Origin of the sequence: Burkholderia sp. D-99 (assembly GCF_011605345.1) — a bacterium.
In the GTDB taxonomy this organism is placed as follows: Bacteria; Pseudomonadota; Gammaproteobacteria; order Burkholderiales; family Burkholderiaceae; genus Burkholderia.
Genome location: NZ_JAAOXM010000002.1, coordinates 924,262 through 950,397, shown reverse-complemented (window position 1 = coordinate 950,397; position 26,136 = coordinate 924,262). Strand labels below are relative to the sequence as shown.

Genomic DNA, 26,136 nt, shown 5'->3' with positions numbered 1-26,136 from the left:
AAAAATCCTCTCATTGCTCAATGACTTGCGCCATAAGTGCCATTGCAGAACATGTCATGTTCCCGTTGCCTGCGTTTTGGAATGTCCATATCGAGAAACGCTGCTCACGTGCCGGCGTAGTCGAAACTATTGACGTTCTGGCACGCTTTCAGGGAATCCACCGCGCGGCTGCGGCGAAGTCTGTCGACAGCCGCAGATCGCCGCCTCGAGCGCCGCCGTGTCCTCGTAGAAGTGGTACAGCATCAGTTTGCCTTCCCGTACGCGGCAAATCAGGGCCCAGTCGCTGGCGAATTCTAGCCCTGTAGCCCGGCCGCGATGACGCAGCGCGCCATACATCGCCACATGTTCACCGTCGGAGAAGCGGGCATCGACGTCGAATTGCCCGGGTTCCAGGAGTTCGTCGAAGCGCTGAAACAGTTCCGCCGCTCCGGCGGGGCCGACATGCACGCCATAGAGCGCCGTCGCGTCGTCAGGCTGCGGCCGGCTGGCGATCAGGCGGCAGTCTTCGTCGATCAGCGCGAGGGCATCTGTCCGGCGTCCGGAGAACAGGTGGTCGAGAAAGGTCTGTACGGTTTCGATCGGTGTCATCGGCTTCCCTGATGGCCAAACGGGCAGGTGCCCGCAGAGGACTGTCATGTGTGCCCGCGCCGGGTTGGCAACCGCCGTCACGCGCGACCGGTTCATTGACAGAATATAGTTAGCATACTACTCTTTAGCAGGTTACGAAGCTCCGTGGAGGAGACCAACATGTTTGATCTGAAAGACATGCCGAACTCGGACACGCTGTCCGAGTTCGCTCTGAAGTACAAGAATCCGGATGTTGCCGGTTTGCAGTCGTGGCTGTACATGGCAAGGACCTGCAGCGACATGATGGCGGCATTCGAGGCGAATCTGTCCCGGCACGGGCTGTCGCAGACGAAATTTTTCGTGCTGCTGCTGCTCAAGCGCCACCCGGACGGCCTGGGTGTCGGGCGGTTGGCGGAAGGCACCGGCGTGTCGTCGCCCACGATGACCGGAATCGTCGATCGGCTCGAACAGGCGGGTTTGTGCCAGCGCGTCGCGGACGCCGACGACCGCCGCGCATGGGTGATCCGCTTGTTGCCGGGTGGAGATCAGTTGCTGGGGGATGCGCTCCCGGATCACTATCGTTGGGTTGCCGAACTGATGAGCCATTTCGGCGAAGACGAGCGTGTGCAGTTGAGCGCGCTGATGCTGAAATTGAACCGTGCGCTTGACGGCATGGACACCGCCAGGAAAGGTGTGTTTCTCAAGTGAATATTTAGCTTGCTATATATTTAAAACCTTCCTATGATGGGGTCAATGCAGCGCGGAGTGGTCGAGTGGGTGCCGGGTCGAACGGAGCCGGCCGCAACCCTGGCCGGGTTCCGCAAAGCCCCGCACCACGGGCCTGACAGAAGTATCAGGCCGGGCGACACATGAAGGTCGAGTTGACGTAGTAGCCTGGCGCGTCCGTCTGGGCGCGTGATGATAAGCAAGCCGGCATGCCGGCTTTTTCTTGGTCGATATAAATAGCATGCTACATAGTAAGGTGCTATTAAGTTGGCTCTGAATAAGTGACTACCGTAACGATGCCGCTGTTCGCAAGGAAAAAGGATCCAGCGATGAAACATCCGTATGCCGTCATTGCGTTGCTCTCGGTCAGCGGCCTGGCCGTGGTTTCGCAGCTTTACCTGCCGTTGCCGCTGCTCGGGCTGATCGGCCAGCGCTTCGGGCTGGGCGCCGCCGGCGCAGGCGCCGCGATGGGCGCGTTCAGCTTCGCTTATGCGTGCGGCTTTCTCGTTTTCGGGCCGCTGTCGGACCGGATCGGCCGCAAGCCGGTGATGGTCGCGGGGCTGCTGCTGCTGGCGGCAATCACGCTGCTGCTCGGCGGCGCGAGCACCCCGGGCGAACTGATCGCGGGTCGCGCGCTGCAGGGGCTGGCGACCGCGTCGTTTCCGCCGGCCGCGCTGGCCTATCTCGCGGAAGCCTTGCCGGCCCGCGCCCGTCTGTGGGGCCTGGCGTCGCTGAGCACCGCCTTCCTGCTCGCCGGCCTGATCGGCCAGATCTACGGTGGACTGGTCGGCCGTGCGTACGGGCTGGGTTGGGCGTTCGCGCTGCCGTGCCCGCTGTATCTGGCGGCCGCCGTGCTGCTGGCTCGTCAGCCGGCCGAGAACCGGGCCGCGTCGCGTGGCGGCCCGTCGATCCTCGGCAGCTTCGTCGCCGTGCTGCGTCATCGCGAACTGCGCAGCGTGTACGGCCCCGCGTTGCTGCTGCTGATGTGCTTCGTCGCGTTCTACATCGGCCTCGATCGCTACCTGGGTGTGCAACTGCGCGAGGCTGGCCTCGATCCGCTGACGACGCGCGCCATTGCGATGCCCGGATTCCTGATGCCGCTCGCGGTGCCCGTCCTGATGCCGCGCCTCGGCGCACAGCGGATGGTGACGCTCGGTCTCGTCGTCGCACTGGCCGGCCTGCTGTGCTCGGCACTCGCCGACGGCGTGGTGTCCGCGTTGATCGCCAGCGTGATCTTCGTCGCCGGGATCGGCATCGGCGTACCGAGCCTGATCGCCCGCACGAACCTGCTCGCCGCGGCCGAGTGGCGCGGCCAGGCAGTCGCCGTCTACAGCTTCGTGCTGTTCAGCGGCGCGAGCTTCGGCCCCTGGCTCGCGAGTGTCGCGTCGCCGTTGAGCGCCCCCGCTTTCTTTGTCTGTCTTGCAGTTCTGATGGCGTGTGCCATCACGCTGAGCCTGCCATCGAGCCGGCCGGCACCGGTAGTCGTATCCAGCAACCACTGACCTAAACGATTTACTTCGGAGAACGATCATGCAAAGCCTGCTGTATCACGCCCTGCCTGCCGATGTCTGCGATCGGCTCGATCCGCCTGCTTCCTATACCCGCTTCGCGGATGCGCAGATGGTGCGCGTCGACGGCGTCGCCGCGTGGCGCGTACGTTACGAGCGCAACGACGGCATGAACGTCGGCATCGGCGGCGAGCACTTCAGCCTCGTCGTCACCGAACAAGGGCGCCTGCTCGGCACCACATGGTTCAACCAGACGCTGGTGGCAGGCGAGCTGCCGGACGAGGACGACGCGTACCGAATCGCGCTCGAGTATCTCGGGCAGCACGCACCCGACCTGCTCCCCGGCCTGTCGTTGCAATGGATCCAGCCTCACGACGAATCGTTCGTGATCGGCAACGCGCAGGGCGGCAAGCGTGCCTGCACGCTGACCGGCATGAAAGTGAAGTGCCGCAACCGTACCGACGGCCGCTACTTCTGGGTGATCGTCGGCGCCGGCGGACAGGTCATCACGTTCGAGCGCGATGTCGTCTGGGATACGCCGCGCGCACGACGGCAGACGGAGAAATGGCTGCACGACGAGTGGCTCGCCACCCGCCGCGCCGCCTGATGAATCGATAACGAGAGACGTGCCCCCGATACGAACCTGAGAGAAAACCAACATGAAACTGCATCTGATTGTCGCCGACGAGTTCCGCCACTTCGCCAGCAAGCCGGGCGTGATGCCTTACAGCGTGCTGCTGGAGAACCTGCGCCATGGTCGCCTCGACACGTTGCGCGGCGCCACGCTTGTGGCCGGACAGGGTCTCGGCGAAATGGAGATCGACCACGCGTACTGCCTGGGCATGAGCCTGGGCCTGCTTCCCGAGTTCGAATGCTGGCGCACGTGGCACAACCAGGGGCGCGCCGACTACGCGCTGTCGCACAAGCACCGCACCGAGAACGTGCTGATCTCGCGGCCGCGGCGCCTTGCCGACGACCGCTTTGAAGCGGACCTGCTGATCAATGCGCGCAATGAACTGATGCTCGATCACCTCACCGGCATGCACGTGCAGGGGATGGTGCTGACCGAGGCATGCCGGCAGATGTTCATCGCGACGACGGAAGCGCATTGCCTCTCCGCCGATGCGCCGCCGAAGCGCTACTTCGTGATCAACGAAATGAACATGCGCTTCCTCGAATTCGCGTTCCCGCTGCCGGCGACGATTCGCTACCAGCTGCTCGAGCGTCGCCAGCCGCGCGCGAACCGCGTGCAGATCACCGCCGACATGGCGGTGTGGCAGAACGGCCGCGAGGTCGCGGGCATGGCGGTCAAGTTCGGCGTGTTCGACGGTGCGCAACTCGCGCCGCGCGAGACGCAGCTCGCGGATGCGGCGCTCGCGCAGTGCCTCGACGACACCGTCGCGCATTTCGCGTCGATGGGGCGGGTGGTCGAACTGCCGGTTCCGCAGCCGGCGTCGCAGCCGGTGGCCGCGATGGCCTGAGCGCCTTTCTCCGAGACCAGCCGGGTCGCGTCACCGCGATCCGGCCAACGGATACAGCCATGGACAACATTCGCTTTGCATTCTTCGACGTCGATGAAACGCTCATCAACCTGAAGAGCATGTTCAGTTTTCGGGCGTTCTATTACCGGCAGCGGTTCGGCACGCTGGGCGGCCGAGTCGCCGATCGCGTCGCGCATCGCCGGCTGCTCGCGAGCGGCCGCGACCGGGCCCAGGTGAACCGCGCGTTCTACCGCGCGTTCCGCGGGCACTCGCAGGCCGCTTTCGCCGAATGTGCGCGGCGCTGGTTCGCCGAGGTGTCGGCGCAGCCGTCGCTCTACATCACGCCGGTGCTCGATGCGCTGCGACGGCATCGTGCGGACGGTGTCGAGCCCGTGTTCGTGTCGGGCTCGTCGATCGAGATCCTGCAGCCGCTCGCCGATGCGCTCGAGGTTCGCCACGTGCTCGCCAACCGGCTCGAGGTGTCGCGTGGCCGCTTCACCGGCGAACTGCTGTCGCCGCAGACGATCGGCGACGGCAAGCGCGCGGCGGTCGACGCGTTTCTTGCCCGGCACCACGCGAACGCGGTTCGCTGTTACGGCTACGGCGACCACCTGTCCGACCTGCCGCTGCTCGAAGCGGTCGGCCTGCCGACCGTCGTCGTGCGCGATCCGGCGCTCGTCGAGATCGCGCAGGCGCGCGGCTGGCCGGTCCTGAATCCCGATTGCACCTTCTGAGGAGTTCGATCATGTCGATTCGCATTGCTGCACTCAGCCGCACGCTGTTGCTGGCCGGCCTCGCGACCTGGCTCACGATCGCGGTATTCAACAACATCACCGATTCCGGGACCAACCGGGTGCTGCTCGGACACATGCTGTCGATGGATCTGCTGCGGGCAGATCCGCAGCTCGGCGCCGGCCTCGTGTGGCGGGCGTGGCCGCTCACGCACGTCACCGCGCTGCTCGACGCGGTGATCGCCGCGCAACTGACGGTTGCCGGTGCCCTGTGGAGCGCGGCCGCGCTGTTCGCATTCGCGGCCTGGCACGCGGACTCGCAGCGGTTCGTCCGCGCACGAGGACGCGCGATCGTCGCGTTGTCTGGCTTCCTGGTGCTGTGGATCTGGTTCGCATGCGGTGGCCTGTGGTTCGGCTACTGGATCAAGCAGGGTGCCGTGCAATCGGTGCACATGACGCTGATCCTGATCGCGATGTCCGCATTGCTCTACGTGCAGGGCCTGCCGTTCGCCGATTCGGCGAACGCAGCCTGAGGAGGCCGCCATGGATGCCACCCTTTCCGTGCCGTGCAGCTTCCGGCCGTACAGCACCGATAACTATCGCGTCGACGAGAGTCTCGGACACCTGATCGTCGTCGCACATGGCCTGCTGCTGCGCCATATCGACCAGCGCATGGAGCCGTTCGACATCACGTCCGCGCAGTGGAAGGTGTTGATCCGCGTGCTCGTCGGCGACGTACGCAGCTCGTCGGCCCTGTGTCGCGAGCTCGGCTGCGACACAGGCGCGATGACACGCATGCTCGATCGCCTGGAGGAAAAAGGCTTCGTGCGCCGCGAGCGCAGCCACGAGGACCGGCGGCTCGTGCTCGTCACGCCGACCGAGTCGAGCCGCGTGATGCAGCGCCCGCTGGTATCCGCGGCGGTCAACGCGCTCAACGATGCGTTGTCCGATTTCTCGGTCACGGAGTTCGCGTTGCTCAAGCGCCTGCTCGGACGGCTGATTGCCAACCTCAATCCGTGATTTTTTTTGCGCCGATTGCTGCCATGTCAGTCGACGACATGGCAGCCATAAGGAGATGACCATGAAACGGTCTTGCTTGATTCTCGCGCTGATCGCCGGCCTGCAATTGGCGGGATGTGCCAACGACGGCGGACTGACGTCGCACGGCCGCATGCTGGATCCCGCTGCGATCAGGCTCGGGCGTGCGGCCGAGGGTGCCGGGGCCGCCACGGCCAATGCCGCCGAATGGCCCACGCCGAACTGGTGGCGCAGCTTCCGCGACCCGCAGCTCGACGCGCTGATCGATCGCGCGTATGCCGGTTCGCCGACGCTCGAACAGGCGCGCGCACGCATCGGCCGGGCGAGCGCGATGCTGTCCGCGCAACGCGCGGCCGGCGGCGCCTATCTGGGTGGCGACGGCGCCGTCGAACGGCAGCGCTTCAGCAACAACGGGCTGTACCCGGCGCCGCTCGCGGGCAGCGTGCACACGTCGGCGGATCTTGCGTTGAACTTCCGCTACGAATTCGATTTCTGGGGGCTCAACCGGAATCGCGTGCAGGCGCAGTTGTCGCGCGTCGCGGCCGAACGTCTCGAAGCGCGCGCGGTCGAGCTCACGCTCGCAAGTGCGGTATGCCAGAGCTACGTCGACCTCGCGCGCACCGAGCGGCAGCTCGTGCTTGCGCAGCGCAACGTTGCGTTGCGGGAACGCCAGGTGGCGCTGCTGCGCGCGCGCATCGGCGAAGGGCTCGACACGACCGTCGCGCAGAAGGAAGCGTCGGCTACGGTGCCGATGGCGCGCGCCGACGTCGAGGCGCTGCGCAACCAGGCCACGCTGCTTCGCCATCAGCTCGCGGTGCTGGCCGGCGAGGATCCGGCCGCAAGCGAGCGGATCACGGTGCCGACGCTGCGGCTCGACAGCGCGCTGGCACTGCCGCCGCGGCTCGATGCCGACCTGGTTGCGCACCGGCCCGAAATCGCCGCGCAGCGCATGCGCGTCGAAGCCGCGAGCCGCGATATCGATGCGGCCCATGCGGAGTTCTATCCGAACATCGATCTCGTTGCGTCAGGCGGCCTCGATGCGCTCGACGCGAGCAACCTGTTCCAGGCGGGCAGCAAGATCTTCGGCTTTGGCGTCGCGGTGCATTTGCCGATCTTCGATGCAGGCCGGCTGAGGGCCGGTCTGGCGATCAGCAACGCCGACTACGACGCGGAAGTCGCGCTGTACAACAAGCTCGTGCTGGACGCGTTCCGCGACGTCGCCGATCAGGTCTCGACGTGGCGCTCGCTGGATGCCCGGCAGGCCGAGCATGCCCTCGCGCTGCGCGAGCTCGAGGACACCGTCAAGGTCGCGAGCGCGCGGCATCGCGAAGGGCTGACCAATCGTCTCGTCGTGCTGACCGTCGAGGATCGGCTGCTCGCGCAGCAGCGCGCGGACGTCGATCTCGACGCACGCCGGCTGCAGACGGCGATTCAGCTCTACCGCGCGCTCGGCGGCGGCATCGATCTGTCCGCCGCGGCGAACAGCGCTTCCTGAACCCCGCGCTTTCATCCGAATTCAGAAAAACGGAGTATCCAAATGAGCACGCAAACCAGAGTTGAAGCGGCACCGGTCGCAGACGAACAACAACCGCGTCGCAAGCGCATGGTGCTGGCCTTTTCGGCGGCACTCGCCGTCGCCGCGCTCGGCTACGGCGCGTACTGGCTGACGGTCGCACGTTTCGTCGAAAGCACCGACGATGCGTATGTCGGTGGCAACGTGATTCAGCTTGCGCCGCAGACGCCGGGCACCGTGGTGTCGATTCGTGCCGACGACACGAATTTCGTCAAGGCCGGTACGGTGATGGTGCAGCTCGACCAGACCGACGCGCGCCTCGCGCTCGAGCAGGCGACGGCGCAGCTCGCGCAGGTGATCCGCCGCACGCGGACGCTGTACCAGAGCCAGTCGGCGCAGGCCGCCAACGTCGCGGGCCGCGAGGCGGATCTCGCGAAAGCACGCGCCGACCTCGCGCACCGGCGCGCGCTGGCCGGCAGCGGCGCGGTATCGGAGGAGGAAATCCGCCACGCGCAGGACAGCGTCAATCTCGCGAGCGCATCGCTCGATGCGGCGCGCGAGCAATGGTCGAGCAGCCGCACGCTGGCCGGTGCCAGCCCGCTCGACGAGCACCCGGAAGTCGCGCAGGCCGTCGCGCGCGTGAAGGAGGCGCAGCTTGCGCTCGAACGCACGTCGGTCGTCGCGCCGGAGAACGGTTTCGTCGCACGCCGCAGCGTTCAGGTCGGGCAGCGGGTGGCGGTCGGCACGTCGCTGCTGTCGGTGGTGCCGCTCGATCAGCTCTGGGTCGACGCGAACTTCAAGGAAAGCCAGTTGCGCCACATGCGCATTGGTCAGTCCGTGACGCTGACGACCGACCTGTTCGGCAAGGGTGTCGTGTATCACGGCAAGGTGGCGGGGCTCGGCGCGGGCACCGGCAGTGCATTCTCGCTGCTGCCGCCGCAGAACGCCACCGGCAACTGGATCAAGGTCGTGCAGCGGCTGCCGGTGCGCGTCACGCTCGATCCGGCGGAGGTGCGCGCGCATCCGCTGCGGGTCGGGCTGTCGGTCGTGGCCGACGTGGACATCAAGGAACGGGGCGGCGCGCAACTGGCCACGACCGAGCCGGATCGTCCGATCGCGCAGACCGCGGTCTATGACGCACAGGCGCAGGCCGTCGATTCGGCGGTGGAGCGTCTCGTGGCCGCCGATACGCGTCACTGAGCGCCAGGGAGACCATCATGACAACTCCGAATGCGGCGCCGCTGCCGCCGCTTGCCGGTGCGAAACTGGTGCTCGCGTCGATTGCGCTCGCGCTTGCGACGTTCATGAACGTGCTCGACATCACGATCGCGAACGTGTCGATTCCATCGATCGCCGGCGATATCGGCGTGAGCGCGAGCCAGGGGACGTGGGTCATCACGTCGTTCGCGGTCGCGAACGCGATCGCCGTGCCGCTGACGGGCTGGCTGACCCAGCGCTACGGCCAGGTGCGCCTGTTCGTCTCGGCGGTGTTGCTGTTCGTCGTCGCGTCACTGCTTTGCGGGCTCGCCACGAACCTCGGCACGCTGATCCTGTTCCGGATCCTGCAGGGCGCGGCAGCGGGGCCGATGATTCCGCTGTCGCAGGCGCTGCTGCTGCAGAGCTATCCAAAGCACAAGTCGGGTACCGCGCTGTCGATGTGGGCGATGACGACGATGATCGCGCCGGTGCTGGGCCCGATCCTCGGCGGCTGGATCTCCGACAACATCTCGTGGCCGTGGATCTTCTACATCAACATCCCGACCGGCCTCTTCGCTGCGTGGCTGACCTGGCTGCTGCTGCGCGACCGCGAATCGCCGCGCGTGAAGAAGCCGATCGATCGCATGGGGCTCGCGCTGCTCGTGATCTGGGTCGGCTGCCTTCAGGTGATGCTCGACAAGGGGCGGGAGCTTGACTGGTTCAGCTCGGACATCATCGTCGCGCTGGCCGTGATCGCCTTCGTCGCGTTCGTGCTGTTCGTGATCTGGGAGACGACGCAGTCGCACCCGGTCGTCGATCTGTCGCTGTTCGCGAGACGAAATTTCGCGATCGGCACGACGGCGATTTCGCTCGGCTACGGCGTGTTCTTCGCGAACCTCGTCCTGCTGCCGTTGTGGCTGCAGCAGTTCGCCGGCTACACGGCCACGTGGGCGGGCATCGTCAGCGCGCCGGTCGGGCTGCTCGCGCTGCTGTTGTCGCCGATGGTCGGCAAGAACGTGGGACGGGTCGACGTGCGCTGGCTGGCCAGCCTTTCGTTCTTCGTGTTCGCGGTGGTCTGCCTGATGCGCTCGCGCTTCAACATGCAGGCCGACATGTGGACGATCATGGCGCCGCAATTCGTGCAGGGCGCGGCGATGGCGACGTTCTTCGTTCCGCTGACGGCGCTCGCGTTGTCGGGGCTGCCCCAGTCGCGGCTGCCCGCCGCGTCCGGATTGTCCAACTTCGTGCGGATCACGGCCGGTGCGTTCGGCGCGTCGGCGGTCGGGACCCTGTGGGAGTCGCGCGCGGACGTGCACCATGTGCGGCTTGCCGAAATGGTCACGCCCGATTCGACGATGACGCGCGCCGCACTCGACAATCTCGCGCACCTCGGTTATTCGCTGGCTCAGTCATATCAATTCCTTGAACACCAGATCAATACGCAGGCGTACATGCTGGCGGCCAACGAACTGTTCTGGGGATCGGCCGTGCTGTTCCTGTTGCTGATCGGGGTGGTCTGGCTGGCGCGTCCGGTGCGGGCGCAAGGGAGTGTGGATGCCGGGGGCGCGCATTGAGATGATCTCGGCGAACAGGACCGCCCATTGACGCGACGGATGCACGAGTATCAATAACAGGAGGAGTTATGCAGTATTGGATTGATGCGGCACGTAGGGCATTACGGCGTCCAGGGGGCCGGCTTGCAGTCAGCTTTGCCGGGTTGATGATTGCGATGAAAATCGTCACCTATGGCTGGGGAGTCAGGCTCGTTGGAGCGGCCCTGTTTGGTTTCATCTTGTGGGAGTTGTATACGGAGTGGCGGCGATTCCTGCCGGCCTTTCGCCGGATGATGGTGAGGCGAACGATGCGCATCATGAAAGCGCTACGGCCGCTGCGTCAGCTTCCGCCTGACGTTCCGGTCATCTACGGTGCTGTCATGATGTACATGATCATCCGCCTGATCCTGATTGCGCTGCAATTGACACCGCCGCTGAACACCTTGTCCGAAATGCTCTTCGTCGGCGTGGCGATATCGATCGGTGCGCTTCGACATGCGCATTTGATAGTCGCCCGGATCGCGAAGTGGTCTTGGGGCAAGATCCTTGGAAAGGCTCTCTACGCGGTCTCGACTGCGGTATGTGTGGCAGTGGGCGCTGCACAGGCAATACGTATGACACGGCTCTTGACGCACGCGGATGCGAAATATTTTCCAAGTTTTCTCGGACTTCTGTCGTCGTGGTATGTCGCTTTAAATTTTGTACGTTGCGTCGCGATCTTTCTTGCCGTCTGTGGCCTGGTACTTTTTCTGATCAACCTGCCGTCACTCTTTCTTCGCTCCATGCGAGCCTGGTTTGCGTTCATCCCGCAGAACAGGGCGAACAGGGTGTTCATTTGGTGGAGAAGGGTACGCTTCGGCCGCAGCGGCGACCCCGCCATTATGCAAGGTCGCTATTTGCGCGATGTCGTCGAGCTGTTCACGCCGATAGCGTTATTGGGTGTCGCCGCGGCGATCGTTTCTGCACCCGAGTCGATCGCAAAAGCACCGGCTACGGACGCGATTCTCAACCAAACGTTGTTTGCGATGGAGTACACCGCTGATGGTGGCTGTCCAGCGGTTCAAGGGAATCTGCCAACTGTTCACCTCGATCGAGACTTTGTGTCGACGGGAATGCTGGTAGGCAATCGGCTGGTTACCATGCGGCAAGAATGTCATGCTTCGCAGATTGCCAAATGACAGGTCGTGTTTGATGTTTTCATGTAGTGGAGGTGTCTGCCTCCACTGCATTTCAACCGATCCATGACAACATTGGGGCGTGCAATAGCCCTCATGTAGCAGCTACTTCGTCCGGTGTTTTTTGACCAGCTCCAAGGTTGCGCACGCTCGGAGAATCGTGTCTTCAGGGAATGGAGAGAGAGGGTGTTCGTTGAGCCACAAAATCCACTCGATCACGGCATCGCACTCGATGTCGGTCAGTTCGGGCCAGCGCTGCAGAAAATGGTCATCCCAGTATTCGGCAACCGGAGACCTGTCCAGCGACCCCATCAAACTTTCGATGACCGTGAGTAAAACCTGATTCTCTTCGACCGAAACGCGCATGATGCCGGGTAGAAAGTAGCCGAATGCCTCGGGCGTAAATCTGTAGATGGCATCCGGGTATTTTGTCCAGTCGTGAGCAGTCGTCTCATTCCAGAGCAGGTTTGAGAAGTGCAATGCGTCGTCGTAGTCGTTCGTGTTGGATGAGACAGCTGGAACGACTGACGTCGGCCTGATGCGTTCGGAGAAGGCCGTTCGCGTTTGTTTCATCACTCGACGCCCGTCGTCAGCTGTTTGCATTTTCCGGTCATTCCTTGAATGCTGAATGGCAACATGTGTCGGCGTGCTCAAACCCGAGCGTGACGGCGAGACCGCGTTCCCGGACGGCTTCCGAGTGACTACAAGAACGCCGTATCCCGCGCGTCGCGCTGCGTCACGCGCTGTCACGCACCGCCATCGCGAGCGGCATCATCGCCGGCCCGATGGATGCGAGCAGGCGCTCTTTCGATACCCCGTCGCGGGATTGAACGGAAATGCCGTGCAGTTGCGTCGCATAGAAATCGGCCAGCGCCTTGATGTCGGTGCCTCGCGCGAGCTGCCCCTGCTCGGCTGCGAGCTGCAAGCGCTCGGCGATCGATTGCGTGCGTGCGCGCCGATGGGCGGCCAGCCATTCCATGACCCCTTCGTTTTCGGCGGAGTAGTTGGTCGCGGCGGTAACCACCATGCATCCGTGCGGCTGGCCGCGTTTGGTATAGGCGGCGACGGCATCGCGCAGCATCCGTTCGACGGCCGCGCGGACATCGGTTTCCTCGCCGAGCGCACGATCGGCGAAGCCGCCTTCGTTTTGCTCGTAGAGCCCCACGGCCTCATGGAACAGGGTTTCCTTGCTGCCGAAGGCGGCATAGATGCGCGCTGACGCGATGCCCATCGCTTCGACCAGATCGGCCATCGACGTGCCTTCGTAGCCGCGTCGCCAGAACGCCAGCATCGCGCGTTTCAGCGCCATGTCGCGATCAAATTCTCTCGGTCGTCCCGCCATATTCATGTCGTCCGTCGTCACATCGTGCGCCGATTTTATCGCGCGCCGTGTTGACACGCGCCGTTCCCGCATTCTATTCTTTGTCAATCGACAAACAATTGGAGTTGATCATGCGTACCCTCAAGGGCCCCAGTCTCCATCTCGCGCAGTTCGCCGACGATGCGGCGCCGTTCAACAGCTTGCCGAATATCGCGCAATGGGCGGCCGGCGTCGGCTTCAAGGCGCTGCAGATTCCCGCGTGGGACGGCCGGCTGTTCGACGTGGAGACCGCCGCGGAAAGCCAGGCCTATTGCGACGACGTGAAGGGCATGCTGGCCGAACATGGGCTGGAGATCAGCGAACTGACCACGCACATCTTCGGGCAACTGGTCGCCGTGCATCCGGCGTACGACGCCATGTGCGACAGCTTTGCGCCCGAGGCCGTGCGCGGCAACCCGGCCGCGCGCACGGCATGGGCGCTGGACCGGCTCGAGCTGGCGGCACGGGCTTCACGCCGCCTGGGGCTGACCGACATGGGCACCTTTTCGGGCTCGTTCGCGTGGCCTTACCTGTTTCCGTTCCCGCAACGGCCCGCCGGCCTGATCGAGACGGCCTTCGACGAGCTGGCGCGCCGCTGGCGGCCGATTCTCGACGTCTGCGACGAAAACGGCGTCAACCTCTGCTATGAGATCCATCCCAGCGAAGACCTGCACGACGGCGTGAGTTTCGAGCGCTTCCATGCGCTGGTCGGCCAGCACGCGCGCTGCAAGATGCTGTTCGATCCCAGCCATTTCGTGCTGCAACAGCTGGACTATCTGGCGTATATCGACATCTATCGCGACCACATCCGCATGTTCCATGTGAAGGATGCCGAATTTCTGCCTTCTGGGCGCCAGGGCATCTATGGCGGCTACAGTTCATGGCTGGAGCGGGCCGGCCGTTTCCGTTCGCTCGGCGACGGTCAGGTCGACTTCAAGGCGATTTTTTCGAAATTTGCTCAGTACGACTACGCAGGATGGGCCACCCTCGAGTGGGAATGCTGCCTCAAGGATCAGGAGGACGGTGCGCGTGAAGGCGTCGCGTTCATCAACGACCACATCATCCGGGTGACGGAGCGCGTCTTCGACGACTTCGCCGGTGCTGCGGTCGATCAACGGCAAATCCACGACATGCTCGGCATTGCCTGAGCCGTTTCCCCTCACTGTCAGGAATATTCGATATGTCCGCTCAACTTAAGCCGTCGTCGGCCGACGCCCAAGGCTTTGCTCATCAATACGTACGCATCGACGGCGAGCGCATCCATTGCGTCACGGCCGGCGCGGGTACCCCTGTCCTGTTGATTCCGGGATGGCCGCAAACCTGGTACGCATGGCGTCATGTGATGCAGGCGCTCGCCGCGCGCGGCTTCATGGCCGTCGCGGTCGATCCGCCCGGTACCGGCTACTCCGATCGGCCGCATGCGGGTTACGACACGGGGCACACGGCGGCGACGTTGCATCGCGTGATGGTGCAGCTCGGCTTCGACGTGTACCAGGTGGCCGGCCACGACGTCGGCATGTGGGTGGCCTACGCGCTGGCGAGCGATCGGCCCGAGGCGGTGAAGTCGCTGGCGCTCACGGAAGCGGTGATCCCCGGGCTGGCACCCGCGCCGTCGATCTTCGCTCCGCCGGAGGAGAACATCTTTCTGTGGCATTTCATGTTCAACCAGCTGGCCGACCTGCCCGAGACGCTGATTGCGGGGCGTGAGCGGGCGTATCTGGAGTTCATGTTCAACCGCTGGTCGTTCCGGCGCGATTGCGTGGCGGTCGACGTGTATATCGACGCCTATGCGGCCCCGGGCGGCTTGCGCGGCGGCTTCTCCTATTACCGCGCGATTCCGGAGACGATCCGGCAGAACCAGGAGCGGGCGCAGCGCAAACTGACGATGCCCGTGCTCGCCATTGGTGCCGAACATGCCACCGGCGATGCGCCGCTGGTCACGATGCGCGACAACGCGACCGATCTGCAGGGCGCGGTCGTCCCGGCTTGCGGACACTTCATCATGGAAGAGGCACCCGACGCATTCATCGGCCACCTGCTGCCGTTCCTGGAGCGGAGCCGCTGAACATGCCGATCGACATCAACATCGCGTCATTGCTGGAGCAACTGGCCGTGGCCGAGGCGCCTGCGTCGCTGGACGCGTTGCGGCAGGCGACTGATACGGCACTGCGGGGCTGGCATGGACCGCTGGAAACGGTCGACCGTACGGAAACCTTTGAGGTGCCCACGCGCGACGGGCAGCAGATTCGCGTGCGGGCTTACTGGCCATCGGTCACGTCGGCGGGCGCGGCACGCCAGCCGGCGATCGTTTATGCACACGGCGGCGGGTGGTGCCTCGGCACACTCGAGCTCTACGACAATCCTTGCCGCGCGCTGGCCAACGCGACGCAATGCGTCGTGCTGTCGGTCGACTACCGGCTTGCGCCGGAGCACCGGTTTCCGGTGCCGCTGGAGGATTTCTGCGATGCGCTGGACTGGGTATGCCACGAGGCGGCTGGCCTGGGGCTGGACCCGGCGCGCATCGCCGTCGGCGGCGACAGTGCCGGAGGAAACCTGGCGGCGGCTGCCTGTCTGGTCGCACGGGAGCGGGGCGGCCCGCCGATCGCGCATCAGCTGTTGCTGTACCCGCCGCTGGATGCGTCGATGAGCTCGACGTCCTATCGGACTTGCGGGCAGGGATACTACCTGACGCAAGAGATCATGCGGTATTGCTTCGACATGTACCTGACCGATCCGGCCGACGGCGGGTCGCCCTGCGTGTCGCCGCTGCGGGCGGCTTCGCTCGAGGGATTGCCACCGGCCACGTTGCTGGCGTGCGAGTACGATCCGGTGCGCGACGACGCGCACGCGTATGCGCAGCAATTGCGGGCGGCCGGTGTGGCGGTCGATTACGTCGTGCTGCCGGGGATGATCCATGCGTGCATCCATATGGCCGGCGTGACGTCGGCGGCCCGCCAGGTGTTCGACGTAGCCGGCGCGCAGATGCGCAGGGCTTTCCAGCGGTGAGTGCATTGCCGAAAAGGGGAGGCGCGACCTGCGTGGACGGCTGTACGGTTCGGCGGTCGCGCGATATCGGGAAGAACGGCGCGTTTTCCATGATTTCGACGGACTGCCTGTTTGACCGGCCACGCAATCGGCGTATTGACGGCCGACAGCAGGTTGACTAGATTCTTCACATGAACGCACTTTTCGTCACGACTACGACCACCACCACGACCGCCAATGGCGGGCCGGGAGGAGGTTGCGCGTCGTAAGTCGGTGTGTCGAACCCACCCCAAGCCCCGCCGGAAACGGACGGGGCTTTTTTCATGCTCCGTTTGGCCGGCATCGAACGTCAGCGGAGAACATGATGGATGATTGCGATCGCCGAGCATCCGGCGACAGAGTCGACCCGTTTCACCAGAAGGACCACAAACCGGCCGCATGGCTCACCGGAATCGTGGAAGGCGTGCCGGTGTCGACGCGGGTCCTGCTGGTCTTCCAGTTCCTCGTGAATCTGTCGGTGTTCGGGTCGCTGCCGCTGCTTGCGGCGTTCCTGGACATGGAGCGCCATCTGGACGCGGGCAGCGTCGCCAGCGTGCTGACCGCGAATCTGCTGGCGAGCCGGCTGTTGCCGCTGGTGCTGGGTGCGTCGGCGGATCGTTTCAGCAGTCGTGTGCTGACCACACTCGGCCTGCTTTGCCGTGCGGCCGGGTTTGCCGGATTCGCATTTGCGCGATCGCTGCCGGGCCTGTTGATGTGGGCGTGTGTGTCCGGGCTCGGGGCCGCGCTTTACGAAACGACCGCGTATTCGATCTTCGGCTCGCTCGATGGCGCCGTGCGTCCCAAGGTGTTCGCGCTGAACAACCTGGCGCTCAATCTCGGGGCGTTGATCGGCCCTGCGCTGCTGATCGTCGTGCCGAACACGAACGGGGCGCTGCCGTTTCTGGTGAGCGGTGCGGTCTTCACGGCGCTCGCGCTGATCGCCCCGTGGATCGCGGGGCGAAGACGGCACAACGCAGTCGACGCGCACCCGCTGCGCGGTGTGCTGGTCGCGTTTGGCGACAGGCGGTTTCGCCGGCTCTGTTGGGCGCTTGTGCCGTTCTGGACCGTGTATACGCAGATTTACGTATTCATCCCGTTGACCTTTTCGCATGGCGCACACGGCTATTACGGCGTGAGACCGTTCTACATCACGAATGCGCTGATGGGAATCGCCACCGCCTGGCTTGGCATGGGCTGGTTTCAGCGTACGCGCTGGCGATCGATGATGGTGATCGGGCATGCCGCGTTGTGCGGCTGTTTTGCGATTGCGGCACTGCTCGTCGCCCGCGATCGGGGCGCAGATGCGTCGCTCGCGATCCTGATCGTGATCGCGATCGTCTTCACGTTGGGCGAAAGCCTGATTCTTCCCGCGTCGAACATCGCGCTCGCCGACCTGACGACGGACGGCAACGCCGGCAGCTATTTCGGTGCGTCGGCGATTTCGTGGGCGATCGGCGGGATGCTCGGCAACTTCATCGGCAGCGCGGCCGCAGGCTGGACGACACTCGCGCCGGGATGGGTCATGTTCCTGGTGATCGCGCTGACCGGCCTGCTCGCATTCCGCAGCCGGCGGCCGGAATAAGCATGGATGCGGTCGATGCAGCGCGCGCTACCTGCGCGTGCGAGCCCGCGCCTTCGCACACTTGAACCAAAGCCGCATCGCACCGACCCCGCCCGCCACCGGAATCCGCGGCAACAGGAACGCATCGTCGGACGCATCGGCGCAACCGCGCCGGGTCGTCGTCGCGTTGCGGTAGCCGGCGGCGGCGACCTGATCGCGCACGCGTGGGTCCAGGTCGCCGTACGGGTAGCAGAACGATTCGACGGGCTGGCCGCTGTATGCTTCGAGCCGTCGCTTCGATTCGGTGATCTGAACCGCCGACACGTGGGCCGGCACGTGCGACAGTGCGACGTGATCGAGCGTATGCGAGCCGATCTCATGGCCGTGATCGCGCCAGGCGAGCATGTGCGCGCACGTCATGAGCGACGAACGTGCCGTATCGGCACCCGCATCCCAGTCGTTCTCGCCGCCGAACCGGCCGGCGACGAAGTAGCAGGTCGCGGTGAAGCCGAGCGCGTCCAGCACGGGCATCGCATGCGTCAGCACGTTGAGAAAGCCGTCGTCGAACGAAATGCCGAAGACCTTCCCGCTGCGCTCGCCGCGCAGGTACGGCTGCAGTTCGCGCACGCTCAGGCCGCGGTAGCCGAGCCGCCGGAACAGCGTCATCTGGCGGCGGAACGCGTCGGGCGCGACGCTCAGGCCGCGCAGGCGGTCGGACGGCGGCGGCAGCGTGCGGATCTGGTGATACATCAGGATCGGGTAGCGCGTGGCGGACAGCAGCATGAGCGGGTCGCGAGATCAGGGAATTACGCGGCCTTGCGGAAAATCCGCAAGGTCTTGAAATCGCCGGTTTCGACGAAATCGGCATTCGCCGCCCATTGCTCGATGATCGGCTCGGCCTTCCGGTACGCCGACGAGCCCTTGTAGAACAACAGGTGGCCGTCGCGCGCGGTATGGCGTGCAAACAGGTCGAGCACTTCCGCATCGGTCTTCGCACCGTAGCGGCTGTTCGTTTCGTCGCGGAACTCGCACAGATGGAAGAGGGTGACGACGTCGAACGCTGGCAGCAGGTCCGTATTGCTCGTATAGATGTCGCCGAAATAGGCCAGATAGGTCTTGCTCACCTCCGGTTGCCGCGTGACGAGATCGACGTACGACTTGTATTCCTTCGGCGACGCCGTCACGCCGAAGACGGTGTTGTTCAGGTGCGGCCGCGCGCATTCCGTGCCGACATGGTGGTGGCCGCCGGTGCCGAAGTGATAGATGCGGATGCCGTTGAGGCGAACGGCTTCCAGCCATTCGACGAAGTGCACGTCGCACGGGCACTCCTGCGTGCGCAGGTCCCAGTACTTCTTCCAGATGTTCATTGCCATTAAACGGACCTCATGGATGTCACCCAACGATAGGGGTTGTGTCGAATCGATTTCTGATAGACGGACAACGTCGCATCGACGAACCGTTCGAACGAGAACTCGCGCTTGCCCTTCAGCCGCGCGCTGCGTCCCATCGCGCGCACGCGCGCGGGCTCGCGCACGATTGCACGCAGGATGGCCTCGATCGCTTCGGGCTCGCGCGGCGGGACGACCCAGCCGTCCACGCCCGGCTCGACGTTCTCGGGCAGCCCGCCCACGCGCGTCACGATCGCGGGGCAGCCGAGCGACATCGCTTCGCGGCACGCATACGACAGGCTCTCGTGGTACGACAGCACGAACGACACGTCGATGATCGAGAACGGCGTGCGCACATCGTCGAGGCGCCCGGTGAATGCGGTGCGCGACGCCATGTGGTGCCGCGCGATCTGCTCGCGTTGCTCGCCGGACGGCTCCGCGCCGACCAGCAGCACGCGAAACCGCTCGCGCTCGTGTTCGGGCAGGCGGCCCAGCGCTGCGACGAGGTCCATCCAGCCTTTTTCCGGGGCGGTGCCGGCGCTGCTGCCCAGCACGATCGCGTCCGCGCCGGACGGCCCGAACAGCGCGATCTTGCGGCGGCGGATTTCGTCGCCGGCCAGTCGTTCCGCGGCCTGCCGGCGCACGCCGTGCTTGACGACCGTGACGTTGCCATACGGCGACCGGAGCGCGAGCATGCCCGCCACGTAGTCGCTGACCGCGATGGTGTGGTCGGTTGCCAGCCGGGCGCGCAGCACGTTGCCGAAGCTGTCGGCGCGATAGGTGTTGTGCTTGGTGAGCACGACCGCGGGCCGATACCGGCAGCCGAGCAGTGCGAGCATCACCTGCCGGTGATCGGCGGACCCGTTGACGTGGATGATGTCGAAGCGCTCGGCGACGATGCGCTGGCGCAGCCGGACGATTTCCTGGCACAGCCGGTTCCAGCGCGGCTTGAATTCCATGTCGAAGATGGTCACGTCGGGACTGTCCTCCAACAGTCGCGACAGGCGGCTGCCTTCCGGCGACGCGACGGTCACGCGATGATGCCGGCTCATCGCGGCGGCGAGGTCGCGGACGTAGGTGTCCTGGCCGCCGCCGTAGTCGCCGTGGAAGTTGGTATACAGAATGTTCATCACGATGCCGCCTTTCCTCGATCATTCATTTGACAGGACTGCTGAGAAAATGAATGCCTCAACCTGTTGAAAGCCATGACGCGATCCCGGTTACGCGTTGCCGAGGCGTGATTGCGCAACGACGCCCGGGCGGGGCGTCGTTGCGAATCGTTTCAAAATATTACAGACGCATTACGTGCCGTAGTGTCAAGGTCTGCGCATCTTTGTGTGAATGTGTCGCGATCGCTTGCGGTGTTGTCACACCGCGCGATGCCGCCGGGGAGGAGGGGCCGGTGACGTGTTTTTCTGTCGCCGGCGTGTGAGCTGTTGCGATTCCGGCGTGAACGGTGGTGCGCCCGATTACCCCGGCCGACCGGGCGGGAACGGGTCGGAAGCAGGCCCGAAGCAGGCCCGAAGCAGGCCCGAAGCAGGCAGGAAGCGGTCAAGAAGCGGTCAAGAAGCGGTCAGGAAGCGGTCAGGAAGCGGTCAGGAAGCGGTCAGGAAGCGGGCCGGATCGCGACAAAACCTGATTTTTCGATGACATCCGGACGCAAATCAACCCGTCCATCTTTCAGATTTGAAAGCCGAGGGGCCATTTGCGTTAGAATGCCCCCCCCTTGTCCGCCATGGCGACCGCCAAAGGCGGACTTGTCGCACCCAGAGAGACGTGGGTTTCGATTCGTAGCCGGGCGCGAAAGTTAGCCAGCCGTTAGCAATATACGCTTTGTGATTTGGATTACTAATGAAGAAGAAGCACAACATCACCAAGTACATCGTTGTCGCGATGATTCTTGGTATCGCCGTGGGTTACGGCTGTCATAGCGCGTTTCCCGACCCGGCCATGGCGAAGGAAGTCGCCGGCTACGTGTCGTTGCTGTCCGACGTGTTCCTGCGCCTGATCAAGATGATCATCGCGCCGCTGGTATTTGCGACGCTGACCGTCGGCATTGCGCAGATGGGCGACGGCAGCGCCGTGGGCCGCGTCGGCGTCAAGGCGTTCGGCTGGTTCTTCATCGCATCGTTTACGTCGTTGCTGCTCGGCTTGCTGACCGCAACGATCCTGCAACCGGGCAGCCACCTGAGCCTGCCGCTGCCGGCGTCCGATGCGGCCCTCAACCTGAAGACGGGCGCCTTCACGCTGAAGGACTTCGTGGTCCACCTGGTGCCGAAGTCGATCGCGGAAGCGATGGCGAACAACGAAATCCTGCAGATCGTCGTTTTCTCGATCTTCTTCGGCACCGCGCTGTCGGCGCTCGGCGAATCGGGCAAGCGCCTGACCGGCGTGATCGACGATCTCGCGCAGGTGATGCTGAAGGTGACGGGCGCGGTGATGTGGTTCGCGCCGGTCGCGGTGTTCGCGGCGCTGGCGTCGACGATCACCACCCAGGGGCTCGGCATCCTGCTCACGTTCGCGAAGTTCATGGCGAGCTTCTACCTGGCACTGGCGCTGCTGTGGGGCGTGCTGACGCTCGCCGGCGTGACGTTCCTCGGCAAGCGCGCGTTCACGCTGATCCGGCTGATCCGCGAGCCGTTCCTGCTGTCGTTCGCGACGGCGAGCTCCGAGGCCGCCTATCCGAAGCTGCTGGATGCGCTCGACCGCTTCGGCGTGAACCGCAAGATCTCGAGCTTCGTGCTGCCGATCGGTTATTCGTTCAACCTCGACGGCTCGATGATGTACTGCACGTTCGCGGTGCTGTTCATCGCGCAGGTGTACGGCATCCATCTGCCGCTGGGCACGCAGATCACGATGCTGCTGATGCTGATGGTCACGTCGAAGGGGATGGCGGGCGTGCCGCGCGCGTCGCTGGTCGTGATCGCGGCGACGCTCAACCAGTTCAACATGCCCGAAGCCGGGTTGCTGCTGATCATGGGCGTCGACATGTTCCTCGACATGGGGCGCTCGGCCACCAACGCCGTCGGCAACTCGATCGCGGCGGCCGTGGTCGCGAAGTGGGAAGGGCAGCTCGACGACCCGCGCGACGACAACGATCCGGACAACGGGCGCGTCATGAAGGTGAAGGTGCCGGAGACCTCGGCATCGGCATCGGCATGACGCACGGCAGTGCGGCAGCGCAGCGATAGCGGTGCGTTGCCCGCCCCGCGGTATTGAATGATCGCCGGCCTGGATTCGCAACGGATTCAGGCCGGCGATTTGTTTTGCGCAACGATTCCGCGTTGAATGCGGCGCTTTTCCGAGATTCGCTGAAACAGGCACTCGCCGTTTCAATCGTTCGTCGTTGAACAGGCGGCGATATTCCCGCAGGCACAAGCCTGATTTTCCCGATCCCCGATCCCCGATTCGACGCGTAAGTGACCATTCACTGTCGCGCAGTCGCGTTCCCCGCCAACGGGCATGGGCGTCACGGGCGATGCGCTCGAAGCCGAACCCGTGAAAAGCACAACGGTGCGAGCGATCCGCAATTTTTTTCGATTTATATAACGCTATTCTCGCGCTGCGCATGATCGAACGCATGCTGCACGTAATACCGACTGCGCCGGATGCTTCAGCGGAAGAATTGACGTATTGCGCCTTTCAAGCCATCCGGCCGGCCCTTCATGTGAATGTTCGCACCATTCAGGAGAGCATCCGTCATGGTCGCCAGACAACGGTTTCAGGCTGTGCTGCTCGCCGCGGCGATCGCCGCGATTACCCCTTCCATTCAGGCACGCAACACCACCGACTGGCTGGCGAACACGTACGGCACGCTGGCGGCCCACGTCGGCAACGTCGCGCGCGCGATGTGGGTTGCGCCCGAAGGCGTGATCTATACGGCCTCGATGTGGGACGAGGATGAAGGCGGTGTCGCGATCTACCAGAACGGCAAGAGCGCCGGCTCGATCGGCACGCACTCGGAGTTCCAGGGCAGCGCGATCACGGGCAACGCGACCTCGCTGTTCGTCGCGCTGCAGCCCGGCAAGACATACGGCAGCGGCGCGGTGGGGCGCTACAACCGCGCGACGAAGTATCGCGACCGCGTCATCCAGGTCAGCGCGGCCACCAACCAGCCGCGTATCGACGTCGTCACCGGGCTCGCGACGGCCGGCTCGCTGCTCTATGCCAGCGACTTCTACGGCAATCGTGTGCGCGTGTTCACCACCGACGGCGTGTGGCAGCGGGATATCGGCGTATCGGAGCCGGGCGCGCTTGCGGTGGACGCAGCGGGCAACGTGTGGGTGGCGCAGAAGCGCGCGGGCTCGATCGTCGGCTTCAGCCCGGCCGGTGCGCTGCTCAACACGATCCGGATGCCGGCCGGGTCGCAGCCGTCGGCGCTGTATTTCGATGCGGCGGCCGGGCAGCTGCTGGCGGGCGACGAAGGCCCCGACCAGAACATCAAGCGCTATACGGTGTCGGGCCGGCCCGCGCTGGCCGGTACGTTCGGCGTGCGCGGCGGCTATCTCGACACGACGACGGGCATCAAGGGGCAGGTCGGGGCGCAGCGCTTCACGCGCATCGTCGGGATCGGCAAGGACACCGGCGGCAATCTCTACGTGCTCAACAATCCGTGGGGCGGCAGCTGGGATCTCGGCCGCAACGGCGCGACCGACATCCATGCGTATAGCAGCACCGGCAGCCTGCGGTGGACGCTGCAGTCGCTGAACTTCGAAGGCATCGCCGCGCCGGACCCGGTCACGGACGGCGCGCTGTTCTACGGCGCCACGCACGTGTACGGCGGCAGCGCGGGCGGCACGTTCGTCGCGAACACGGTCGATCCGTTCACGTATCCGGCCGATCCGCGCATCGACATGAACGACACGCAGCGCGACGAGCATTTCGGGCTGCTCACGTCGGTGGGCGCGAACCGGATTCTCGTCGCGGCTGGCCAGAACCCGCCGGTCTTCTACTTCTTCCACTTCAACGCGGCGAACGGCTATGTCGCGATTCCGGACGGCTCGATCCCGGGCCCCGCGTTCAACACGACGCGGCGCGTGACGGGCGGCTTCAGCGTCGACAGCAAGGGCGGCGTGTGGGCCGGCCTCGACAAGACCGGCGCGATCACCCACTACCCGCTGACCGGCTTCGACGCGAGCGGCAAGCCGTCATGGGGGCCGGGCGTCGCGACCCGCGTGCCCGACAGCATCCAGCCGCTCACCCGCATCGTCTATCTCGCGGACAGCGACACGATGGTGCTCGCGCAAGGCGCCATCGGCACCAACGACTGGACGTCGATCGGCACGCGCATCGAGGTGTATCACGGCTGGAGCGCGGGCAATACGACGAAGCCGGACCCGGTGATCACGCTGCCGCACAGCGGCGCGAAATCGATCGACGCGGTGGGCAACCATCTGTTCGTCGGCTACTGGTTCAGCAGCAGCGGGCCGCTGTGGCCGAACGTCGACGCGTTCAACCTCACGACCGGCAATCTCGACACCACGCTGGTCAACGCGAGCCCCGCGACCGTGGATACCAGCAGCGCGATCGATGCGATGTACAGCATCCGCGCCTACCGCCGCTCGAACGGCGAGTACGTGGTGATGAAGAACAACGTGAAAGGCAACAGCATCACCGTGTACCGGTGGACGCCTTGACTTGATGAACGCGCGGCCGCCTCGACCGGCGGCCGCGCCCGCGCAGCAATCACCGCATTCGTCGCGATTTCGCAGGATTTCCACCGCGCATCCACGCAATTTCCACATCACGCGTTCGTAATGAGCGGCGTGCGCAACGCGCGCCTCACCGCCCGCCGGGCGGCGGTGCCCAACCTCACGACGCGGAAAACCGCTTCCGGGCACAATGACAGCGGCACCGGCAGGCACTGCGGGTGCCCACGACGATGAACCGGATCGACTGACTGGTTGCGCCGGCGCATTGCAGCGCTGGTGAACTCGCGCGGCTACCCCATGCCGCGTTTTTTATGCCGAAGTGACGAAACGATGAAGATGAAAACGACACCGAACCGCCTGTTTCTGATCGCCGCGCTGGCCGGCGCGTTGAGCGGCCCCGTCCACGCAGAGACGGCTACCGCGGCGACCGTTGCGACGGTCAACGGCACGCCGATCACGCAGGCCGACGTCGATACGTTGCTGCGCGCATCCGGGCAACCCGACTCGCCGCAGGTCCGCCAGGCGATCAAGAATCAGCTGATTACGCGCGTGCTGGTTCAGCAGGCCGCCGAGAAGGCGAACTATGCCGACAAGCCCGAGGTCAAGGCGGCGGTACAGCAGGCGAAAGCGAATGCGGAAGTGCAGCTTTACCTGCGCGACAACGTGAAACCCGAGCCGGTGACCGACGAGCAGGTCAAGGCGCGCTACGACGAGCTCGTGGCCGCGCTGGGCAAGAACGAGTACAAGCCGCGCCTGATCATCGTCCAGGATCCGGTGACGGCCGCGACGGTGCTGAGCGAGCTGAAGGCGGGCAAGTCGTTCGAAGGGCTGGCGCGCCAGTACAGCATGGCGCCGAGCCGCGATACCGGCGGCGAGCTGCCGTGGGTGAGCTTCCACACGCCGGCGACGGAAGGCAAGACGTCCGGCTTGCCGCTGCCGGTCGCGCAGGCGCTCGAGAAACTGACGGTCGGCGCCGCGACGAAGGATTCGATCCCGGTCGATGGCGTGCGGGCGATCGTGAAGCTGGATGCGAAGCGGCCGACGCAGGTGCCGGGCTTCGCGACCGCGAAGCCGGCGCTGCAGCAGCAACTGCAGGCGGCCGCCGTGGAGAAGGCGAGTGCGCAGATGATCGGCAACCTGCTGAAGGACGCGAAGATCACGCAGTAATGCGGCGGCGTGGAAACGCCGGGCGTCACGCGCGCCAGATCATGCTCGCGCTCGTGTCGGTTTGCGACTCGACGCGAAAGCCGAGCCGTTCGTAGAGCCGCCGCGCCGGGTTGCCGCGCAGCACGCTGAGCGACACCGGCACGCGCTTGCGTGCCGCGTCGGTCAGCAAGGCGTTCAGCACGGCTTCGCCGATGCCCCGGCCCTGGTGATCGGGGAGGATCTGGATCTGGTGCACGTGCCACTCATCGGTGGCGCGCGTGACCTTCAGCAAGCCGATTGCTTCATCGTCCTTGCAGACGATCATTGCATCGTCGAAATTCGCGCGAATGCGCTGATCGTGCGCTGCGTCGTCGGACGGCACGCCGGCGCGTTGCAGGTGCTCGGTCATCGTGAGCTGGCGAAGCGTCAGCAGGAACGGCAGGTCGGCGGCAGACGCCGGGCGCAGGCGGAATGCGTGTGTCATCGGGCGGACTCGTTCGTTCGGGAAGGCCGACGG

25 protein-coding genes are annotated in these 26,136 nt (G+C 64.9%); 18 read left to right on the top strand and 7 right to left on the bottom strand.

Annotation, left to right across the window (positions count from 1 at the left end; all coding sequences use genetic code 11):
- Nucleotides 1-126: 126 nt before the first annotated feature.
- Nucleotides 127-588: a nuclear transport factor 2 family protein gene (locus tag HAV18_RS11415; protein WP_166955608.1), complete on the bottom strand. Its 462-nt coding sequence runs from the start codon at nt 586-588 to the stop codon at nt 127-129.
- Between the two features lie 144 nt (nt 589-732).
- Between HAV18_RS11415 and HAV18_RS11410 the strand changes: the two genes are divergently transcribed.
- The 11 genes from HAV18_RS11410 to HAV18_RS11360 all read left to right on the top strand — a co-directional run bounded on the left by HAV18_RS11410 (nt 733) and on the right by HAV18_RS11360 (nt 11,492).
- A complete protein-coding gene (locus tag HAV18_RS11410) occupies nt 733-1,275 on the top strand; it encodes a MarR family transcriptional regulator (protein WP_347814747.1) in 543 nt (180 codons plus the stop codon).
- A 347-nt stretch (nt 1,276-1,622) separates the two neighbouring features.
- The gene (locus HAV18_RS11405) at nt 1,623-2,795 is read left to right on the top strand and encodes an MFS transporter (RefSeq protein WP_166955606.1); all 1,173 of its coding nucleotides are present in this window, start codon (nt 1,623-1,625) and stop codon (nt 2,793-2,795) included.
- A gap of 28 nt (nt 2,796-2,823) precedes the next feature.
- Nucleotides 2,824-3,408, top strand: a complete 585-nt coding sequence (locus tag HAV18_RS11400; RefSeq protein ID WP_208101905.1) for a hypothetical protein — start codon at nt 2,824-2,826, stop codon at nt 3,406-3,408.
- 52 nt (nt 3,409-3,460) lie between these two features.
- Nucleotides 3,461-4,282 (top strand): AfsA-related hotdog domain-containing protein, encoded by an 822-nt coding sequence (locus HAV18_RS11395; RefSeq protein ID WP_166955604.1) that lies wholly within the window; start codon nt 3,461-3,463, stop codon nt 4,280-4,282.
- 59 nt (nt 4,283-4,341) lie between these two features.
- Nucleotides 4,342-5,016: an HAD family phosphatase gene (locus HAV18_RS11390; RefSeq protein ID WP_166955602.1), complete on the top strand. Its 675-nt coding sequence runs from the start codon at nt 4,342-4,344 to the stop codon at nt 5,014-5,016.
- Nucleotides 5,017-5,027: 11 nt separating this feature from the next.
- Nucleotides 5,028-5,546, top strand: coding sequence for a DUF2165 family protein (locus HAV18_RS11385; RefSeq protein WP_166955600.1), 519 nt, complete (start codon nt 5,028-5,030; stop codon nt 5,544-5,546).
- Nucleotides 5,547-5,556: 10 nt separating this feature from the next.
- Nucleotides 5,557-6,033: a MarR family winged helix-turn-helix transcriptional regulator gene (locus HAV18_RS11380; protein WP_166955598.1), complete on the top strand. Its 477-nt coding sequence runs from the start codon at nt 5,557-5,559 to the stop codon at nt 6,031-6,033.
- Nucleotides 6,034-6,094: 61 nt separating this feature from the next.
- A complete protein-coding gene (locus HAV18_RS11375; RefSeq protein ID WP_166955596.1) occupies nt 6,095-7,546 on the top strand; it encodes an efflux transporter outer membrane subunit in 1,452 nt (483 codons plus the stop codon).
- Nucleotides 7,547-7,588: 42 nt separating this feature from the next.
- On the top strand, nt 7,589-8,764 hold the full coding sequence (locus HAV18_RS11370; RefSeq protein WP_166955594.1) for an HlyD family efflux transporter periplasmic adaptor subunit: 1,176 nt from the start codon (nt 7,589-7,591) through the stop codon (nt 8,762-8,764).
- Between the two features lie 17 nt (nt 8,765-8,781).
- Entirely contained in the window at nt 8,782-10,335 is a 1,554-nt protein-coding gene (locus tag HAV18_RS11365; protein ID WP_166955592.1) for a DHA2 family efflux MFS transporter permease subunit, read from the top strand.
- A gap of 68 nt (nt 10,336-10,403) precedes the next feature.
- Complete coding sequence (locus tag HAV18_RS11360) at nt 10,404-11,492, top strand: hypothetical protein (RefSeq protein ID WP_166955591.1); 1,089 nt, start codon at nt 10,404-10,406, stop codon at nt 11,490-11,492.
- Nucleotides 11,493-11,594: 102 nt separating this feature from the next.
- Here HAV18_RS11360 and HAV18_RS11355 read toward each other — a convergent pair whose 3' ends face one another.
- Both HAV18_RS11355 and HAV18_RS11350 read right to left on the bottom strand, forming a co-directional pair.
- Nucleotides 11,595-12,092: a hypothetical protein gene (locus HAV18_RS11355; RefSeq protein ID WP_166955589.1), complete on the bottom strand. Its 498-nt coding sequence runs from the start codon at nt 12,090-12,092 to the stop codon at nt 11,595-11,597.
- Nucleotides 12,093-12,225: 133 nt separating this feature from the next.
- Nucleotides 12,226-12,831, bottom strand: coding sequence for a TetR/AcrR family transcriptional regulator (locus HAV18_RS11350; RefSeq protein ID WP_166955588.1), 606 nt, complete (start codon nt 12,829-12,831; stop codon nt 12,226-12,228).
- A gap of 110 nt (nt 12,832-12,941) precedes the next feature.
- Here HAV18_RS11350 and HAV18_RS11345 point away from each other — a divergent pair, with 110 nt between their 5' ends.
- From HAV18_RS11345 to HAV18_RS11330, 4 genes are all read left to right on the top strand, one after another.
- Entirely contained in the window at nt 12,942-13,997 is a 1,056-nt protein-coding gene (locus tag HAV18_RS11345) for a sugar phosphate isomerase/epimerase (RefSeq protein WP_166955587.1), read from the top strand.
- A 32-nt stretch (nt 13,998-14,029) separates the two neighbouring features.
- The gene (locus tag HAV18_RS11340; RefSeq protein ID WP_166955586.1) at nt 14,030-14,914 is read left to right on the top strand and encodes an alpha/beta fold hydrolase; all 885 of its coding nucleotides are present in this window, start codon (nt 14,030-14,032) and stop codon (nt 14,912-14,914) included.
- A 2-nt stretch (nt 14,915-14,916) separates the two neighbouring features.
- Nucleotides 14,917-15,855 (top strand): alpha/beta hydrolase, encoded by a 939-nt coding sequence (locus HAV18_RS11335; protein WP_166955585.1) that lies wholly within the window; start codon nt 14,917-14,919, stop codon nt 15,853-15,855.
- A 343-nt stretch (nt 15,856-16,198) separates the two neighbouring features.
- Nucleotides 16,199-17,455 carry an MFS transporter gene (locus tag HAV18_RS11330; RefSeq protein ID WP_166955584.1) on the top strand — a complete coding sequence of 419 codons (1,257 nt, stop codon included), beginning with the start codon at nt 16,199-16,201 and terminating at the stop codon, nt 17,453-17,455.
- Nucleotides 17,456-17,482: 27 nt separating this feature from the next.
- Here the strand turns inward: HAV18_RS11330 and HAV18_RS11325 are convergent, their stop codons facing one another.
- The 3 genes from HAV18_RS11325 to HAV18_RS11315 are packed head-to-tail and all read right to left on the bottom strand — an operon-like array spanning nt 17,483 to nt 19,952.
- Nucleotides 17,483-18,217, bottom strand: a complete 735-nt coding sequence (locus tag HAV18_RS11325) for a polysaccharide deacetylase family protein (RefSeq protein ID WP_166955583.1) — start codon at nt 18,215-18,217, stop codon at nt 17,483-17,485.
- Nucleotides 18,218-18,240: 23 nt separating this feature from the next.
- Nucleotides 18,241-18,807, bottom strand: a complete 567-nt coding sequence (locus HAV18_RS11320; protein ID WP_243771604.1) for a hypothetical protein — start codon at nt 18,805-18,807, stop codon at nt 18,241-18,243.
- On the bottom strand, nt 18,807-19,952 hold the full coding sequence (locus tag HAV18_RS11315; RefSeq protein ID WP_166956760.1) for a glycosyltransferase family 4 protein: 1,146 nt from the start codon (nt 19,950-19,952) through the stop codon (nt 18,807-18,809). Before HAV18_RS11315 ends, HAV18_RS11320 begins: the two co-directional genes overlap by 1 nt.
- A gap of 721 nt (nt 19,953-20,673) precedes the next feature.
- On the opposite strand from HAV18_RS11315, the gene HAV18_RS11310 reads away from it, so the two are divergent.
- The 3 genes from HAV18_RS11310 (at nt 20,674) to HAV18_RS11300 (ending at nt 25,640) form a co-directional block, all read left to right on the top strand.
- On the top strand, nt 20,674-21,984 hold the full coding sequence (locus tag HAV18_RS11310) for a dicarboxylate/amino acid:cation symporter (protein ID WP_166955582.1): 1,311 nt from the start codon (nt 20,674-20,676) through the stop codon (nt 21,982-21,984).
- A 539-nt stretch (nt 21,985-22,523) separates the two neighbouring features.
- The gene (locus tag HAV18_RS11305; protein WP_166955581.1) at nt 22,524-24,458 is read left to right on the top strand and encodes an SMP-30/gluconolactonase/LRE family protein; all 1,935 of its coding nucleotides are present in this window, start codon (nt 22,524-22,526) and stop codon (nt 24,456-24,458) included.
- Between the two features lie 345 nt (nt 24,459-24,803).
- Nucleotides 24,804-25,640: a peptidyl-prolyl cis-trans isomerase gene (locus tag HAV18_RS11300; RefSeq protein WP_166955580.1), complete on the top strand. Its 837-nt coding sequence runs from the start codon at nt 24,804-24,806 to the stop codon at nt 25,638-25,640.
- Nucleotides 25,641-25,665: 25 nt separating this feature from the next.
- On the opposite strand, the gene HAV18_RS11295 is transcribed toward HAV18_RS11300, so the two are convergent.
- Nucleotides 25,666-26,103: an N-acetyltransferase gene (locus HAV18_RS11295; RefSeq protein WP_166955579.1), complete on the bottom strand. Its 438-nt coding sequence runs from the start codon at nt 26,101-26,103 to the stop codon at nt 25,666-25,668.
- Nucleotides 26,104-26,136 lie beyond the last annotated feature (33 nt).